17 protein-coding genes are annotated in these 16,828 nt (G+C 64.9%); 10 read left to right on the top strand and 7 right to left on the bottom strand.

Features of this window, described 5'->3' with window-relative positions; genetic code table 11:
- Nucleotides 1-11: 11 nt before the first annotated feature.
- Nucleotides 12-974: a protein phosphatase CheZ gene (locus tag N826_RS13635; protein ID WP_044429580.1), complete on the top strand. Its 963-nt coding sequence runs from the start codon at nt 12-14 to the stop codon at nt 972-974.
- A gap of 3 nt (nt 975-977) precedes the next feature.
- Nucleotides 978-2,225, top strand: coding sequence for a pentapeptide repeat-containing protein (locus N826_RS13630; protein WP_044429579.1), 1,248 nt, complete (start codon nt 978-980; stop codon nt 2,223-2,225).
- 111 nt (nt 2,226-2,336) lie between these two features.
- Here the strand turns inward: N826_RS13630 and N826_RS13625 are convergent, their stop codons facing one another.
- The 3 genes from N826_RS13625 to N826_RS13615 all read right to left on the bottom strand — a co-directional run bounded on the left by N826_RS13625 (nt 2,337) and on the right by N826_RS13615 (nt 6,308).
- Nucleotides 2,337-3,509, bottom strand: a complete 1,173-nt coding sequence (locus N826_RS13625; RefSeq protein ID WP_169789348.1) for a 3-phenylpropionate MFS transporter — start codon at nt 3,507-3,509, stop codon at nt 2,337-2,339.
- A 36-nt stretch (nt 3,510-3,545) separates the two neighbouring features.
- The gene (locus N826_RS13620) at nt 3,546-4,178 is read right to left on the bottom strand and encodes a glutathione S-transferase family protein (RefSeq protein WP_044429578.1); all 633 of its coding nucleotides are present in this window, start codon (nt 4,176-4,178) and stop codon (nt 3,546-3,548) included.
- A gap of 111 nt (nt 4,179-4,289) precedes the next feature.
- Nucleotides 4,290-6,308: a methyl-accepting chemotaxis protein gene (locus N826_RS13615; RefSeq protein ID WP_052831199.1), complete on the bottom strand. Its 2,019-nt coding sequence runs from the start codon at nt 6,306-6,308 to the stop codon at nt 4,290-4,292.
- Nucleotides 6,309-6,574: 266 nt separating this feature from the next.
- Between N826_RS13615 and N826_RS39965 the strand changes: the two genes are divergently transcribed.
- Nucleotides 6,575-7,543, top strand: a complete 969-nt coding sequence (locus tag N826_RS39965) for a lytic transglycosylase domain-containing protein (protein ID WP_052831197.1) — start codon at nt 6,575-6,577, stop codon at nt 7,541-7,543.
- Nucleotides 7,544-7,549: 6 nt separating this feature from the next.
- Here the strand turns inward: N826_RS39965 and copM are convergent, their stop codons facing one another.
- Nucleotides 7,550-7,930 (bottom strand): CopM family metallochaperone, encoded by a 381-nt coding sequence (gene copM / locus N826_RS13605; RefSeq protein WP_044429577.1) that lies wholly within the window; start codon nt 7,928-7,930, stop codon nt 7,550-7,552.
- Nucleotides 7,931-8,269: 339 nt separating this feature from the next.
- On the opposite strand from copM, the gene N826_RS13600 reads away from it, so the two are divergent.
- From N826_RS13600 to N826_RS13590, 3 genes are read left to right on the top strand one after another with little or no spacing between them, the layout of a single operon-like run.
- Complete coding sequence (locus N826_RS13600) at nt 8,270-8,548, top strand: hypothetical protein (RefSeq protein ID WP_044429576.1); 279 nt, start codon at nt 8,270-8,272, stop codon at nt 8,546-8,548.
- Nucleotides 8,545-8,985 (top strand): PIN domain-containing protein, encoded by a 441-nt coding sequence (locus N826_RS13595; RefSeq protein ID WP_169789347.1) that lies wholly within the window; start codon nt 8,545-8,547, stop codon nt 8,983-8,985. Before N826_RS13600 ends, N826_RS13595 begins: the two co-directional genes overlap by 4 nt.
- A 58-nt stretch (nt 8,986-9,043) precedes the next feature.
- The gene (locus N826_RS13590) at nt 9,044-9,493 is read left to right on the top strand and encodes a TerB family tellurite resistance protein (RefSeq protein WP_044429573.1); all 450 of its coding nucleotides are present in this window, start codon (nt 9,044-9,046) and stop codon (nt 9,491-9,493) included.
- A gap of 64 nt (nt 9,494-9,557) precedes the next feature.
- On the opposite strand, the gene N826_RS13585 is transcribed toward N826_RS13590, so the two are convergent.
- Nucleotides 9,558-10,781, bottom strand: a complete 1,224-nt coding sequence (locus N826_RS13585) for a serine hydrolase (protein ID WP_063772255.1) — start codon at nt 10,779-10,781, stop codon at nt 9,558-9,560.
- A 546-nt stretch (nt 10,782-11,327) separates the two neighbouring features.
- On the opposite strand from N826_RS13585, the gene N826_RS13580 reads away from it, so the two are divergent.
- The 4 genes from N826_RS13580 (at nt 11,328) to N826_RS41675 (ending at nt 15,763) form a co-directional block, all read left to right on the top strand.
- Nucleotides 11,328-11,687, top strand: a complete 360-nt coding sequence (locus N826_RS13580; protein ID WP_244619602.1) for a response regulator — start codon at nt 11,328-11,330, stop codon at nt 11,685-11,687.
- A gap of 71 nt (nt 11,688-11,758) precedes the next feature.
- Complete coding sequence (hutH, locus tag N826_RS13575) at nt 11,759-13,300, top strand: histidine ammonia-lyase (RefSeq protein WP_044429569.1); 1,542 nt, start codon at nt 11,759-11,761, stop codon at nt 13,298-13,300.
- 137 nt (nt 13,301-13,437) lie between these two features.
- The gene (locus N826_RS13570; protein WP_211099275.1) at nt 13,438-15,072 is read left to right on the top strand and encodes a 3-(methylthio)propionyl-CoA ligase; all 1,635 of its coding nucleotides are present in this window, start codon (nt 13,438-13,440) and stop codon (nt 15,070-15,072) included.
- A 229-nt stretch (nt 15,073-15,301) separates the two neighbouring features.
- Complete coding sequence (locus N826_RS41675; RefSeq protein WP_052831194.1) at nt 15,302-15,763, top strand: YbaN family protein; 462 nt, start codon at nt 15,302-15,304, stop codon at nt 15,761-15,763.
- Here N826_RS41675 and N826_RS13560 read toward each other — a convergent pair.
- Together N826_RS13560 and N826_RS13555 are read right to left on the bottom strand one after the other, a co-directional pair.
- On the bottom strand, nt 15,760-16,275 hold the full coding sequence (locus N826_RS13560; protein WP_044429568.1) for a DUF6306 domain-containing protein: 516 nt from the start codon (nt 16,273-16,275) through the stop codon (nt 15,760-15,762). The two genes, N826_RS41675 and N826_RS13560, sit on opposite strands and share 4 nt — an antisense overlap.
- A 112-nt stretch (nt 16,276-16,387) precedes the next feature.
- On the bottom strand, nt 16,388-16,786 hold the full coding sequence (locus N826_RS13555) for an acyl-CoA thioesterase (RefSeq protein WP_044429566.1): 399 nt from the start codon (nt 16,784-16,786) through the stop codon (nt 16,388-16,390).
- Nucleotides 16,787-16,828 lie beyond the last annotated feature (42 nt).

Raw genomic sequence — 16,828 nt, 5'->3', positions numbered from 1 at the left:
GAAGTCCGAAGATGACCGTGCCTGAGTTGCTCGACCTCACCGAACTCGATTACCTCAGTATGGAGGAAGCCCTGTCGTCGTCGGCGCGGGGACGCGCCTTCCTGCGCATGAGGGACCGGCGCACGCGGGTGGTGACGGTGGACGACTGGCGCCGCATCGCGGGCCGGCTGGAAGAACAGGTGGACCGGCTGCGCGGCGTCGAAGGCGTCACCGTCATCGCCCAGCAGGTGGAAACGGCGACTGATTTCGGCGGCGCTCCGGGCGTCGACCGCCCGACCCATCTGCGCATCCTCCGCCAGGAATTGCAGGAGATGAGCAGCTATATCCAGCAGACCCGCAGCGAGATCGCGGCGTTGCGGCCGGCCGATGCCGGCGCCAACCGCATCATGGCGGCGACCGGCGAATTGGACGCCATCGTGACAGCGACCGAGCGGGCCACCACGGAGATCCTGAACGCGGCGGAGCGCATACAGGAATTCGCCAGCCAGATGCACCGGGCGGAAAAGGCCGGCACCCAGGTCGAACTGGGCGAGATCGCCAACGACATCGAGATCCAGGTCATGGAGATCATGACCGCCTGCTCGTTCCAGGACATCACCGGCCAGCGCACCACCAAGGTGGTCAACACCCTGCGCTACATCGAGCAGCGCGTGAACACGATGATCGAGATCTGGGGTGTCGACCGCGACGTCCTGAGTTCCGCCGACGCCTCGACCTCTCACCGCAAGATGAACGACGACCGGCCCGATGCCCATCTGCTCAACGGGCCGGCTTTGGGCGACGGCGTCGATCAGGCGACCATCGACGCGCTGTTCGACAGCATCTCCTTCGATTCGCCGGCCCCCGCCGCGGCGCAGCCGGCACCTCCTCCGCCAGCACCACCGCCTCCCCCGGCAGCTCCACCCCCTCCGCCGCCGGCGATGAACGGCAGCATGGAGATCAATCAAGACGATATCGACAAGCTATTCGGATAAGGCATGGCCATCGAGGAAGAGCGCAAGGCCAAGATCAAACTGACTCAGGAGCAGTTGGATCGTGTCTGTGAGCGCCACAAGAGATTCATGGAGGGCCGGCCCAACGGCTCCCGCGCCAATATGCCTTTCTTCGATCTTTCCGGTCTGGACTTCACCGGCAAGAACCTGACCGGCGCGCATCTCTCGGGGGCCATCCTGCGTGATGCGCGGATGATGGAGACGGTTCTCGACCATGCCGACCTGTTCGGCGCCGACCTGCGTGGTGCCAACCTGTCGAAAAGCCACCTGTACCGGACCGACCTGCGGGGAGCCAACCTGCGCGGCGCCGTGATGCAGGACGCCGTCATGATCGAGGTAGATCTGCGCGACGGCGCCATGGCGAACAAGGGCAGCGACGGCGAACTGAAGGTGATCGGGTTCGAACCGGGACCGGCCGACATGTGCTCGACCGTGCTGGTGCGGGCCGACATGGCGAGGGCCAAGCTGTCCGGCTCGTTCGCGTCGGGCGCGGATTTCTCGCACAGCAAGCTTTCCGATGCCCGGCTCGTCCGCACCGACCTGCGGAATTCGAAGTTCGTCGGCGCCAACCTGAGCGGCGCCGATTTCTCCGGGGCCGATCTGCGCGGCGCGGATATGACCGGCGCCGTGACGACGGGTACCGTGCTCCGGACCGCGATCCGTACCGATGCCGAGGCGGTGGCGGCGCAGGTCAACCCGCTGCCGCTTCCAGCCGAACCGATGGAGCCCGAGGCTGTAGCCAAGCCGGCTCCGGCGCTCGATCTGGAGGGCATGCTCGTCGCCCATGTCAAATGGCTGAAGAGCGGCGGCAAGGACGGCACTCAGCTCAATCTGGTCGGGATGGACCTGGACGGCGCCGACCTCCGGAGCCGAGTGCTGAGCCTGGGCATCGCGTCGCGCGTCCGCCTGCGGGGCGCCAACCTCGAAGGCGCCCAGATGCAGTCGATCCAGTTGGACGGCGCCGACCTGCGGTCGGCCAACCTGCGGTCGGCTGACCTCCGGGGCGCCAAGCTCGACCGTGCGATCCTGATCGACGGCTGCCTTGAGGAAGCCAATCTGGCATCGCTTCGGATCGGCGCGGACCGGTTGCTGCGCACGTCGCTGGTCAGGGCACGCATGGCGGGCGCCCGGCTGCGGAAGGCGATCCTGCATGGCTGCGACCTGACCAATGCCGACATGACCGGCTGCGACCTTCACGAAGCCGTGGTGACCGGCACGATCCTGGATCGGTAGGAACTGCGGAAGTGATGGGCCACGGCTAAACCTACGAAGCAGGAGCCTGTAGGTTGGGCCGTGGCCCAACAAACATTGTCCGCACAGATCAATGTCTTCGGCCCCTGGGTATTACGCGTCCGCCGGCAACGGCTCCGTTCGCTCCCGGCCTGCCAGCAGCAGCGCCAGTCCCGTGCCCGCCAGCGCCATCGCCGCCATGGCGAAGTAGGCTCCCGCGTGCAGCCTTTCATAGGCGGCCCCCGCCACCATCATCGCCAGCGCCGTGCACATGCCGGTCGCCAGCGCACCGTAGAGCGCCTGCGCGGTGGCGGAACGCTCGATCGGGATCGCGCGGGCAATGTATTGCATCGCAGCCAGATGGGCGGCGCCGAAGGTCAGGGCGTGCAGGACCTGGAGCACCGCCAGCGCCGGAACCGTCTCCGCCATCGCTGTCCCGGTCCAGCGCACCAACGCTCCGATGCCGGCGACCATCAGCAGGCGCGCCGGGCTGAGCCGGGCACCCAGAGCCGTGCCGAAGGCGAACAGCAGGACCTCGGCGATCACGCCCTCCGCCCAAAGCCAGCCGATCACGGCTTCCGAATGCCCCAGTTCGCGCCAGTGCAGGGTGCCGAAGACATAGTAGACCGCATGGCTCGACTGGATCGCGGCGGTAGCCCCCAGGAACAGCAGGAAGGCCGGGTCCGTCATCAGTATCGTGACGCGCCCGCGTCCAGCGATCCCGGCTGGGCTGGGCGATGTCGCCCTCGGCGGAGGCTTCGGCAACAGGCAGGCCGCCGCGGCGGTCAGCGCGATGCCGCCGATCAGCAGGTAAAGCACCGCCTCCGGCCCCTGGTCGGCGGCGGTCACCCCGCCCAGGCCGGCGGCGGCGATGAAGCTGACGGAACCCCACAGGCGCATCCTGCCGTAGTCGAGCCGGTTGGCCCTGGCTATCAGCAGGGTCAGGTTGTCGCCTAAGTTCATGACCGGGCTGAAGCAGGCGCTGACCAGCACCGTCACCAGCAGGATCGGCCAAAAGCCGTCGATGGGCGGATACATCAGCGATGCCGCCAGCGAACAGGCGCTGAGCACGATCAGCGCTCCGCGCCTGTTGCCCGTCCTGTCGACCACGACGCCTGCCACGGGAATGGTCACGATCCGCACCCAGAGCGACACGGACAGGATCAGCCCGATCTCCGCCGCCGTCAGGCCACGGCTTTCCAGCCAAAGCGGCCAGAACGGAAGCTGGATGCCGATAACCAGGAAATAGGCCGTGTAGAACAGCGACAGGCGCAGAGGCAGCGGCATGACCGGCATGGGATGGGGATAGGCTCGATCGAACGGTCAGACCAGCGGGATTTCGTGGCCCTTCTTCGGGACATCATAGCCGCGCTGGACGCCGGGTCGACCCGCGATTGTGAGATACCAGCGCTTCACATTTGGGAATTGCGTGAGATCGATCCGCTGCCATTCGAACCGGGAAACCCAGGGCCAGGTCGCGATATCGGCAATCGTGTAGTCGTCGCCCGCCAGATATTCCGCCTCGCCCAGTCGCTTATCCATGACTGTGTAGAGCCGTCGGGCTTCCTTCCCGAACCGTTCCTCCGCGTGGGGTGCCTTGCCGGGATTGAACTGAAGGAAATAGTGAGCCTGTCCGAGCATCGGACCGGCGCCGCCCATCTGGAACATCAGCCACTGCCATGCCTTCCAGCGGCCGGGTCCGTCCTGCGGGATGAACTTTCCCGTCTTCTCCGCGAGGTACAGGAGGATGGCGCCGGATTCCATCAGCGATGCTCCGGTGTCGTGATCGACGATCGCCGGGATCTTGTTGTTGGGGCTGATCTTCAGGAAATCGGGGGCGAACTGCTCGTCCTTGGTGATATCGATCGGATGGACCGTATAGGGCAGCCCGGTTTCCTCCAGCATGATGGAGGCCTTGCGCCCGTTGGGCGTGGTCCAGGTGTAAAGGTCGATCATCGCGGTTCCTCCCTGAAAAGCGTGCTTCGTCTCCCGCGATTAACCCCCATCGGAGACGAAGCGCGCCACAGTCTCAGGAATTTTCACGTCCCGCTCCCGATCTCGCCCGGTTCAGGCGACGCGGACCTTGGTGATGAACTCGTCCACCGCCTGCCGCAGGACCCCGGACTGGCGCGTCAGTTCCGACGATTCACGCAGGACCTGCTCGGCGGTTGCGCGCGAGGCGTCGGCGGCGGCGGTGACGCCGGCGATGTTGGCCGCAACCTCGCTGGTGCCGGCGGCGGCCTGCTCGACATTGCGGGCGATCTCGCCGGTGGCGGACTGCTGCTGCTCGACCGATGCGGCGATGGCGGCCGACGTGCTGCTGACCTCGTCGATGGTGTGCAGGATATCCTGGATCGCGTCCACGGCCTGGCCGGTCGCCGCCTGCACGGCGGCGATCTGCATCGAGATGTCGTCGGTTGCCTTGGCCGTCTGGTTGGCGAGGTTCTTGACCTCGCTCGCCACCACCGCGAAGCCCTTGCCGGCATCGCCGGCGCGCGCCGCCTCGATCGTCGCGTTCAGCGCCAGCAGGTTGGTCTGGCCGGCGATCGTGTTGATCAGGCCCACGACTTCGCCGATCTTCTGCGCGGCGTCCGACAGGCTGCCGACGATCTCGTTGGTGCGCCGGGCCTTTTCCACGGCATGCTGGATCGTCCGCGAAGACTGCTCGACCTGACGGCCAATCTCCGCGATGGAAGCCGCCAGTTCCTCGGCCGCCGCCGCCACGGTCTGTACGTTGGAGGAAGCGTGGTCGGCGGCGTTGGCGACGGCGTTGGCCTGCTGGGTCGCTTGTTGAGCCGCCGAGGACATGGTGGTGGCGGTGGCCGTCATGTCGCCCGACGACGTCGCGACATGTGTCACCACGCCGTTGACGTGGTTTTCGAAGTCGTCGGCCAGATCCAGCATGGCCTTGCGCCGCTCTTCCACCGAGCGCTGTTCCTGAAACTGCTGCTCCGCCTGAAGGGCTTCGGTGCGGATCGCGTTGTCCTTGAAGATCTGGACGGCGCGGGCCATCTCGCCGACCTCGTCGGCGAAGGTGCGGCCCTCGACCTCGACGCTCCGGTCGCCTGCGGCCAGGCGGGTCATGGTGCCGGTCATGTTCTTGACGGGGGCCACGATGCTGCGTGCGATCAGCGAGGCGAGGGCCATGCCCAGGATGAGCGACAATGCGCTGAGCGCCATGCTTCCCTGGATCGTCGTGTCGATGCGGTTCAGCGTTTCCCGCTCGGTCTGTTCCAGGGTGGTGGTCCACATCCGGACCGTCTCCTTCGCCAAGCCATCGAACTCCGCCGCCAGTTCGGGCATCGCAACGAAGGCGAGGCGGTTCATTTCCAGCGCCGTGCCCGCCATCTCGGCAAAGGTCGCGAGATAGACTTCAGAAAGCTCCTGCGCTTCCTTGACGGCGGCTTGCCGCCTCGGCTCCTCCAGCCACGCGGCGAGCCGTTCCGCCGCCGGCTTGAATGCCTCGATCCGCTTGGTCACCGCTTCCACCAGGGCCGTGTCGGGAGCGCTCAGGAACTGGGTGGCGCTCAACCGGGCATACATGAAATGCTCCTGCGCCACGCCTGCGAGACCGGCAAGTTCCAGTTCGCCTTCGGCGGTGGCGCCAGCGATCAGGTTGGACAGGTTGGAAACCAGCTTGTCGCCCGCAGGCCTCAGCTTTTGTTCGACCAGCGATTCCCGAGTGCTTCGAGCCCGCTTCACCTTGGCGAAGCCATCGCCATATTCCTTGGCAAGCCGGAGCATCCTTTCGAGGCGCGCCCGGCTGGCGGGATCCTGCGTGACGGACAGCATGTGATCGAGGCCGCTGGCGATCAGCCCCAACTCATGCTCGGCATAGCTGGACGAAGCGGCTCCGCCGTCGCTGATATGCAGCAGCACCGCCCGGCGAAGCTCCGCGAAGTTCATGCTGATGGTCAGTACCCGGCCGGTGTCGGCCGACGTCGAGCCATATTCCTCGAAATGGTTCTTCGTCTCCGACAGCTCGTAAATGCCATAGCCTCCCACGATGCCCAGTAAACCTAGGACGAGCGCGAATCCGAAGTAGATGCGGAAACCGATCTTGAAGCGGGAAAAGAGAGCATTCATGAGGGATTCTCACCAGTCGGGAAAATGTCGGATCTCCCGTCGCGTCGATGCTGCAATGCAACAGGAATCCTGACCGCTGGTATATGTTGGATCGGGTGCTTTAGCCAGACGGGTTGAAGCCCTCCCACTTTAGATGTGCCAATTCGCCGCGCGCATGGAACCGGAAACCTGAGGATCGGTGCAGGGCGGGCGTGAATGTGCTTCTCACGAACTGTTTACCCCTTTAGACTAGTCTGGCAGACATGATGTCCAACAGATGCTGAACGATGGCCGCTGATCCGCGATTGACGCCGCTTCCCGGCAAGAAGCCCGTGACGCCGGCCGCCAGCTGGCAGCCGCCGGTACCGGACCGCAAGCCCGGCACCGATTTCGCCTCGACGCTGAAGGCGACGAGCAATCCGGTCCCTGGCCGCAAGCCCATGGCCGCCGCTTCTTCCGCCTCTTCGGAGGAGCCCGTTATCGGGGCGATTCGCTCCGTTGCGGGCCTGTCGGGTCACAGCTTCGCGGCGCTTCTGTCGCAGGCCCAGCAGGAAAGCGGGCTGGACGTCAAGGCACGCAACCGCAAGAGCACGGCGACGGGACCTTTCCAGTTCATCGAGCGGACTTGGCTCGACCTTGTCCGCCGCCATGGTTCCGCATTCGGGCTTGGGGATACGGCCGAGAAGATCACGGTCGTGAAGGGCGTCCCGACCGTGCGCGATCCGGCGTTGCGGAAGCAGATCCTTGCATTGCGGGAAGATCCCAATATTTCCGCGGGCATGGCCGCCCGTTATCTCGGCGAAGGCAAGGAGCGCTTGGGCAAGATGCTCGGGCGACCCGCGTCCACGATAGAAGGGCGGATCGCATACATCATGGGACCGAGCGGAGCTGCCCGCCTGATCAGCGCGTCCGAAAAGACGCCGGGCACCGCCGCCCGTGACGTGCTGCCGTCGGCCGCCGCCGCCAACCGGAACCTGTTCCACGACAAGCAGGGCCACGCCTTGAGCGCCCTGGAAGTCGTCAACCGGCTGACCAAGCGCATGGCGGCGGATCAGGAGAGATTCGCACAGCTCGAGGACGCGGCACCCGATCCGTTCCAGGCGCCGGCACATTCCAACGCACTGCTGTTCGCCCAGCGTGACGACAACGATGCCGACGATGCCTGGGACGACGATGGCTTGCTGTCACGGCCCGCTGGCGCTTCCTCCGCGGAGGCAGCGGAGGAGCAGGCACACCCGGGGAAGCACCGGGTCTGACCGGCCCTATTTGGGGTGACGGGCCAGCCATTCCTTGAGCTGCGCGATTTCACCTTCCTGGGCGCTGACGACGTCTTCAGCCAGTTTTCGGATCTCCGGGTCCTTGCCATGCTTCAGCGCGATCCGCGCCATTTCGATGGCGCCCTGATGGTGCGGGATCATGCTCAGGGCGAAGTCGCGGTCCGCATCGCCGCTCAGGGCGACGCCCATGTCCTTGTGCATCTTCTCGTTGGCCATGCGGAACTCGTCGATCACCGGATTGCCCGAAGCCGGCATTTCATGAGCCGAATGGTCCATCGCGGGAGCCTGCTGGGCGAAAGCCGGTCCTGCCAGGACCGTGCATCCAAGGAGTGCCGCCAGGACGGGAATGCTTGCCAGTGGTTTCATGGTCGTCGATCTCCGGAACTGCCGCAAAGGAGCTTGCGCGGGCATGAGGCTAAACCTTTCCGCGGCTGGAAGGTCAATATGTCGACCGCTCCGGATGGAACGGGCGCTTATGGGACTCTGCGATCACACCGCCTGGGAAATTGCGCGGTCAGCCTGATCGCCGATGTCCCGGCACCTACATCAGTGGCGTATCCTGGACGACGAAACCATCCTTCAAGGATCGGTTCTGCGGTACTGGGACAACATGCCTCGAAATCGCATGGGTGACCGCTTGGGACGCAACGGCGTCATCGGGCACGTGTTGCCCCTGTGTTGGCCAAGTGCAAGGAGACGGACGCGATGAGAATCGATGTCAAGCTGCGCGAGGAACTGGCGCAAAGGCTTTATGAGGAAAGCGACCGGACGGGCGTAGCCTGGGTCAGGCGGCCGGAGTCGGTCAAGCATGCCTTCAGGGAGGCGGCGGAACGCAAGCTCAGGATCCACAGTGACGATCATGCCGGCCACGGACATAGCCACAACCACAATCATGATCGTCCTCATCATGGAGCCGGAGTCCACCGTCCACACGGGAGCGGTCACAACAAGAGCAAACCCGTGATGGAGCCGTGCTCGCGGTGACCGATGCCGAAGTCATCGCTCCGCCGCGCGTGATCCTCGATACGAATGTCCTCGTCGCCGCCGGGTTCAGAGCTACGAGCGCCGCCGGCAGGCTTGTCGAGGTGGTCCGCCGCGGAGACTTCCGTCTGGTCTGGAACGAGGAGACGCGGCGGGAAAACGAGGCCGTGCTTCGGCGCATCCCGCGCCTTGACTGGGAAGGGTTTCGAGGTCTGTTCGACTCCGCGGGGGAATACCGGGGCGAGACGAGACCGGATCGGTTCAGCCGGATCGAAGACCCGGAAGACCGCAAGTTCGCCGCACTGGCTGCCGCGGCCGGTGCCGTCGTAGTAAGCGCTGACGCGCATCTGCTGTCCTGCCGGGATGAACTGCCGATCGTGGTATTGACCGCCCGCGAGCTTCTAACCATGACTGGTGGCCGGCAATCACCGGCAGCATGACGCGGATAGCGGTCAGGATGCCGCCGACGGCACCGTAATTCAGGGCAGGGGAACGATCATGTCATTCATCGACAGCTTGGTGAGCCATCTCGGCGACATCGATATCGAAGCCGATGCGCTGCCGGCTCTCGTGCCGGCGGTGATCGCGGCGGGCGCGATGATCGCTTTCGCCGACGGGGCGGTGGAACCCAAGGAACTTAAGGAAATCGACGACGAGGCGCTGAAATGCCTGATGGGCGATCCGGCTACGGCCGACGATATCCATCGCGTCGTCGGCCTGCATATGTCGAACTTCGACCGCGACGCGGAGTACGGCCATGACCGGGCCCTGGCGGTACTCGCCGATTTTGCGTCCGATGCGCCGGACGATCAGAAAGCCACCGTGCTGAACGCCGCCCTGCATGTCGCCCGCGCCTGCCATGACGGCGACCTGACACCGCCGGAGCGCGACGCGGCCCTGGAAGTGGCCAGGATCCTGGATCTGGATTCGCGTACCTTCGGGCTGTGACGCAAAAAGGGCCGGGTGCCGCTGGGGCACCCGGCCCTTTGCAGGCCCTGTCAGGGGAGAAGGCTCAGTTGCGAGGCGCCAGCACCAGGCAATCCTGACCTTTGGCTTCCAGGCGGGAACACGCCTGTTCGGCGGCAGTCTTGGTCAAGCCCGTGAAGCGCGCCTGGAAAGAGCCGTTCCTGCCCTTCACCACCGTGCTGCCCGCACCCTTCAACTGTGCTGGGATGACCTTGCCGGTCGTGTCCAGCCCGGCCTGTCCGGCCTTCTGGCTCTTGAAGCTGCCCACCTGGATCGTCCAGGAACCCGGCTTGGCCGGTGCCGCCTTGGTCTTGGCGACCGGCTTCGGCTGTTCGCGGAGCGGCTTCTGCGCCTGTTGACGGACCGGCGGCTGCACCGCGGCCTTGATCGCCGACCGGACCGCGGGGACCGCCGCCGCGACTTCGATGGTGGAGACGTTCGGCCGGAGCGGGGCGACGCCGAAACCATGGTCGAGCAAGGCGGCGACACGGTTGTCGCGCTCCTTGGAGGTCCGGCCGCCCAGCACGACGGCGATCAGCCGGCGGCCGTTGCGAACTGCCGTTCCCGCCAGATTGAAGCCCGAGGCATTGACGAAGCCGGTCTTGATGCCGTCCATGCCGTCGTACCGGCTCATCAGGCGGTTGTGCGTCTGAACCGGAGCGCCATTATAGGTGAAGCTGGTGCGGCTGAAATACGGATAGTGCCGGGCATGGCCCTTGATGAGCGCCTGGGAAAGCGCCGCGATGTCGCGCGCCGTCGTGATCTGCCGGCTGTTGGGCAAGCCGGAAGCATTGTGAAAGCTCGTATTGCGCATGCCCAGCATCCGCGCCTTCATCGTCATCATTTCGGCGAACTGCTCTTCGGTCCCGCCGATCGCTTCGGCCAGGACGACCGAGGCATCGTTGGCGGACCGGGTGACCAGTCCCAGGATCGCGTCCTCGACCCGGATCGACGTGCCGGCCACGAGGCCGAGCTTGGACGGCGCCATGTTCTGCGCGCGCCGTGACACGGGGATCATCTGGTCGAGCACCAGATCGCCCTTGTCCAGGGCGTCGAATGCCAGGAACAGGGTCATCATCTTGGTCAGCGACGCCGGCTGGGTCGGGGAATCGGCGTTGACCGCGTGCAGGACCGCACCCGTGGCGGGGTCGAGCAGGAATTCCGCGTAGGGCGGCGCGGCGCGCGCCGCCGTGGTGAAGAACATCAGGGCGCAGGCGAACGCTGCGAACAATGTGATGCGCGAGAGCATAATGTTTGTACGGCGAAACATGATGGTTCCTGGAGGGCACTGCTGTACCACCATTAGGCACCATTGGTTAATAAATTAAGAATTCCATTTCAGTGGCTTGGCTCGTTGCCCTTCCACCAAAGGTTAAGACTCAGCATAGGACCTTTGGCAAGCAACTTAAAATGTATCGAAAGGCGAGAGACCGAGGATGAAGGGTCATATCCTACCGGCCAGGATTTATATTTCGCGCCCTGTCCCGCCGAAATGGTGATACGTCTTGCCTCACTCAAAATTCGTTATAATCTCGGGTTGCGAGGTATCCGCCCAACCACTTCCGATATGATTCATCACCGTAGCGACTCTGTGAAATATGCCGAAGAAATACCGGAAAATTATGCTCAGGCGGCGACTTGCGGGTCGACATGTTGTTTGAAATGCCGGATTGGCGTCTGCTCACCGAAACCGGTTCCGATCCATGCCGGACCATGGAGGCCTGCATTACTCAGGCTTTGAATATTCAGGAATGTGCCACGCGAGACCCTGATGATTGAAAATTCGGAACCTGCGAAAGCCAAGCGGATTCGAATCATGATCGTCGAGGACGACGCCCTGGTGGCGTTGGGCATTCGCTGCACTCTGGACGAATTGGGCTACGAAGTCTGCGGTGTGGCCGCGTCCGAACCGGAAGCGCTGGCACTTGCCGGCCGCACCAAGCCGGAACTGGCCTTGATGGATATCCGGCTGCGCGGTCCGACGGACGGCATAGATACCGCCCGGCGGTTGAGGGCGGAGTTCGGCATCCGGTCGGTCTATCTTTCGGCCTATACCGATCACCAGACCATGAGCCGGATCACATCCACGTATCCTCTGGGCTTTGTGCAGAAGCCTTATTCGGCGGTACAATTGCGCATCGCGCTGGATCTCGCCGTCCGCCGCCTGGGTGCCTGACCGCTACGGTCCGCCGCTCGCGCCGGGGCTCGATCCGGGGCCGGGACTCAATCCTGGGGGAGCACCGAAGCATGAGCGAACTTCAGCATATCCGGCCGGCCGGGCTGACACTGTCCCTCCTGCGGCGCATCGCCCGCTCATCCACTTTGTCGGTGGTACTTGAACCCGGCTGGGAAAAGCCCGTCGAAGCGGCGGCGAGGACCGTTGCCGACGTCATCGCGCGCGGCGACGCCGCCTATGGCATCAATACCGGATTCGGCCTGCTGGCCCGGAAGCGCATTCCGAACGACAGCCTGCGCGAACTTCAGTCGCGCCTGGTGCTCTCCCATGCCGCCGGAACGGGAGCGCCTTTGTCCGAAGCCACGGTACGCCTGATCCTTGTCCTCAAGGCGGCCAGCCTGGCGCGCGGCCATTCCGGCGTCAGGCCTGTCGTGATCGAGTCGCTGCTGGATCTGGTCAACCACGGCGTTCTGCCGGTGATCCCGTCCAAGGGCTCCGTCGGCGCCTCGGGCGATCTGGCGCCGCTGGCCCACCTGACGGCGGCGCTGATCGGGGTAGGGGAGGTCACGGCCGGAGGCAGGACCGTTCCGGCAGCGGAAGGACTGGCTGCCGCCGGCCTTCGGCCCCTGGTGCTGGAGGCCAAGGAAGGTCTTGCCCTGCTGAACGGCACCCAGGTCTCGACGGCACTGGCGCTCCAGGGATTGTTCGCGGCGGAAGACTGCATGGCGGCGGCCCTGGTCGCCGGCGGGCTGTCCGTCGATGCCGCCCGGGGCAGCGACGTGCCGTTCGACCCCCGCATCCATGAGCTGCGCGGGCAGCCCGGTCAGATCGACATCGCCCGGCTGCTGCGGCGCCTGCTGTCGGGCAGCGCCATCCGCCAGTCGCACCTGACCGGCGACGAACGGGTCCAGGATCCGTACTCGCTCCGCTGCCAGCCACAGGTGATGGGTGCCTGCCTGGACCACCTGCGGTTCGCTGCCGGAGTGCTGGAGCGGGAGGCCAATGCCGTCACCGACAACCCGCTGGTCTTCCCCGAGAGCGGCGACATCCTGTCCGGCGGCAACTTCCATGCGGAACCGGTCGCCCTTGCGTCGGACCTGCTGGCGCTGGTGCTGGCAGAGACGGGCGCGCTGTCGGAGCGCCGGATCGCCTTGCTGATGGATACCCATCTCAGCGGGCTGCCGCCCTTCCTTGTGGCGGAAGGCGGCCTCAATTCCGGCTTCATGATCGTCCAGGTGACGGCGGCGGCATTGGCGTCGGAAAACAAGCTGCTTGCCCATCCCGCCAGCGTCGACAGCCTGCCGACCTCCGCCAACCAGGAGGACCATGTCAGCATGGCGACCCATGCGGCACGGCGGCTAGGCGACATGGCGGAGAACACGACGGGTATCGTCGCGATCGAGCTGCTGTCCGCCTGCCAGGGCATCGACTTCCACCGCCCGCTGGAAACCTCACCCTGCCTGCGCGACGCGCTGAGCATCGTACGCGGTGATGTGCCGTTCTACGATCGCGACCGCTACTTCGCACCGGACATCGAAGCGGCATCCCGGACGATCTCCGGCGGCGTCTGGCACCGTTTCATGGACGAAGGACTGCTGCCGTCGGCGCGCTGAGCGGACCGTGTGAGCGGATCTTGCCGAAACCGCCGGCCTGTCCAACTCCTCCACGATTTCGTATGATCGCTCCCAAGCAAAAATCGAACGGCCGGACAAACAGCCCAAAACCAAACAGCCCGGGAGGCGACGTACAGATGCGCGGACTGATGATGGACAAGCCGCTGCTGATCTCATCCCTGATCCAGCATGCGGAAGACTACCACGGCGCCACGGAGATCGTTTCGCGCACGGTCGAAGGCCCCATCCACACCTACACCTATGCCGAGGCTGCCAAGCGTGCCCGCCAGCTCGTCAACGCCCTGGTCTCGCTCGGCGTCCGGCCGGGCGACCGGATCGGGACGCTTGCGTGGAACGGCTATCGCCATTTCGAGACCTACTACGCGGTTTCGGGTATGGGTGCTGTCTGCCATACGATCAACCCCCGGCTGTTCCCGCCCCAGATCTCCTACATCATCAACCACGCGGAAGACACCTATCTGTTCGTCGACCTGACGTTCATTCCGCTCCTGGAAGGGATCAGGGAAAGCCTTGCCAAGGTCAAGGGCGTGGTGGTGCTAACCGACCGGGACCACATGCCCCCGTCGAAGCTGCCCAACCTGCTGTGCTACGAGGATCTGGTCCACGGCCATTCCGACCGCTACGAGTGGCCGGAGTTCGACGAATGGACGGCATCGTCGCTGTGCTACACCTCGGGCACGACCGGCAACCCCAAGGGCGTGCTCTACTGCCACCGCTCCACCGTGCTGCACAGCTTCAGCATCTCCATGCCGGACGCGTTGAGCCTGTCGTCGCGCGATACCGTGATGCCGGTGGTTCCGATGTTCCATGTCAATGCCTGGGGCCTGCCCTACGCGGCTCCGATGACCGGAGCCAAGCTGGTCTTTCCGGGTGCGAAGATGGATGGGGCCAGCCTGTATGAGCTGATGGAACTGGGCGGCGTCACCGTCAGCGCCGGCGTGCCGACCATCTGGGCCGGCCTGATCCGCCATATGCAGGACAACGGCAAGCGGTTCAGCACCCTTAACCGCACCATCGTCGGCGGCTCGGCGGCGCCGCGCGCCATGATCGAGACGTTCCAGGACGAGTTCGGCGTGGAACTGGTGCATGCCTGGGGAATGACCGAGACGTCGCCGATCGGGGCGGTATCCCGCCTAATGCCGCGCATGGACGGTCTTTCCGATGACGAAAAGATGGTGGTCCGGGCCAAGCAGGGCCGGCCGATCTACGGCGTCCGCATGACCATCGCCGACGACGAGGGCAAGCCGCTGCCCCGCGACGGCGTCGCGTTCGGGCATCTGAAGGTTTCCGGCCCCTGGGTCTGCGCGCAATACTACAACGAGCCGCCGGGGCCGGCCCATGACGACGAGGGCTGGTTTTCAACCGGCGACGTCGCGACCATCGATGCCGACGGCTACATGCAGATCACCGACCGCAGCAAGGACGTGATCAAGTCGGGGGGCGAGTGGATCAGCTCGATCGAACTGGAGAACACGGCGGTCGCCCATCCCGATGTAATCGAGGCGGCGGCCATCGGCATAGCGCACCCGAAATGGGACGAGCGGCCCTTGCTCGTCGTCGTCCGGCGGCCCGAAAGCGGCCTGGACCGGGAAGCGCTGCTCGCCTTCTTCGAGGGCCGGATCGCGAAATGGTGGCTGCCCGACGATGTCGTCTTCGTGGATGAACTGCCCCATACCGCCACTGGAAAGCTTTTGAAGACGAAGCTGCGCGAGCAGTTCCGGGATTACCGGTTCCCCGGCGTCACCGGATGACGGGTTGCCGGATGGTTTTACCGCGTTCCATCACTACATGGATGGAACGTGCGGGCTTATACGAGAGCTGGAAAGTTCTGGCATGTCAGCGCGCCGGTGTTGGGCCACCGCCCAACCTACAGGCTCCTGCTTGGTAGGTTGGGCGGTGGCCCAACAACTCCGCCATCTTCAAAAGTCGCACGGCAGGGCGGAACTTCCCGGCTCTGGTATTGCTCCCGTTCAGGACACCATGACGGCCACTCCACCCGACCAGACTCCAGCGGATCAGGCGCCCGGCCACCCCGCAGCCTTCGAGAAGTTCCGCCATGCCCCGGCGAACCCAGTCGTCCGCCATTGCCTGCTGGCACTCGGCTTCCTGATGGTCGGCCTGGGCACGCTGGGGATCTTTCTTCCGGTATTGCCGACCGTGCCTTTCCTGATCGTGGCCGCCTGGGCGTTCTCACGCAGTTCGGAACGCTTCCATACCTGGATCTACAGCCATCCGCATTTCGGACCGCCGCTGGTCGCCTGGAACCGCCATGGCGTGATCCCGCTGACCGCGAAGTTCATCTCGGTCGTCAGCATGTATGGCAGCGTCGTGCTGGTAATCGTGTTCGTCGCGACCGACTGGGTGCTGCCGGCTGTTCATATCGCTATCGTAACGGCCGTGGCCGTCTACATCCTGACAAGGCCGAGCCGGGCTCCGGCTTAGGACCTCTCTGCTTTCTGCCTGGCCAGCCAGTCCAGCAGTTCCGAGCAGTCCTTCAGGTCGTTCCGGTGGATCTCCCGCCATTCCGAGAGGACGCCGTGAAGCTGATCGTCGGCAATCTTCGGCAGCGTGGCGTCGAACTGGCCGATTACCCAGGCCATGCCGCTGTTCAGCAGGGCCAGACGCTCTGCGACTTCCCCGAGGCCGACGACCTCGTCATGGAAGGTGCTGGTGGCGTTGGACGGGCTGGCTCCCAACTGCACGAGCACGCGCGTCAGCACCCCGCAGAAGCGCGCCTGATTGCGCTGGACGGAGGTGAGGAGGTCCGTTACCTCCGTCTGGTCGAACTCGGCGCCGACGGCGGTCAGCGCCTTGGCGCTGGCCCGGCCGACTTCCAGCATGGCGTTCAGCAGTTCCGCCAACTCGGCGTCGGAGACGGCGCCGTTATAGGCAGGATCGACTTCGCCGGCGTAACAGGGAGGCGAAGCGCAGGCCGTAGGCTGGAGTTCCGGCATTGTCGTTACTTTCCTCGTGTCCGTCATTACTTATAACGAAGGACCGGGGGCGCAACGCGTAACAAACTTTGGCTCCAGCTCCAGCTCCGGCTTGGCTTCGGCCTTTGCCGGTTCAGGCATCTCCTTCGGCGGGCACCGGCCTGGACCGCCTGTCGTCTCCGATCGCGACATAGGTGAAGACGCCCTCGGTCACCTTGACGGCGCCCTTCGCCGTGCCGCGCCGGACCCAGGTGTCGACTTTGATCGCCATGGAAGTGCGGCCGATCCGCAGGATCGTGCAGTAGCAGCTCACCTCGTCGCCGATCAGGACCGGCTGGTGGAACTTCATCGCCTCGATGCCGACGGTGGCGACGCGGCCATGGGCTCGCCGCGCCGCGACCATGCCGCCCGCCACGTCCATCTGGGCCAGCAGCCAGCCGCCGAAGATGTCGCCGTTGGGGTTGGTATCGGCCGGCATCGCGATCGTCCGAAGGGCGGGGCCGCCTTCCAGATCCGGTTCGTTGTCCGCCATCGATGCTTCCTCTTGAGTTCAGGTGAGAATCCTAATACCAAA

Origin of the sequence: Skermanella aerolata KACC 11604, from assembly GCF_000936425.1 — a bacterium.
Lineage (GTDB): Bacteria > Pseudomonadota > Alphaproteobacteria > Azospirillales > Azospirillaceae > Skermanella > Skermanella aerolata.
The sequence above is the reverse complement of the archived record's forward strand: the minus strand, read 5'-3'. Positions and strand labels throughout refer to the sequence as shown.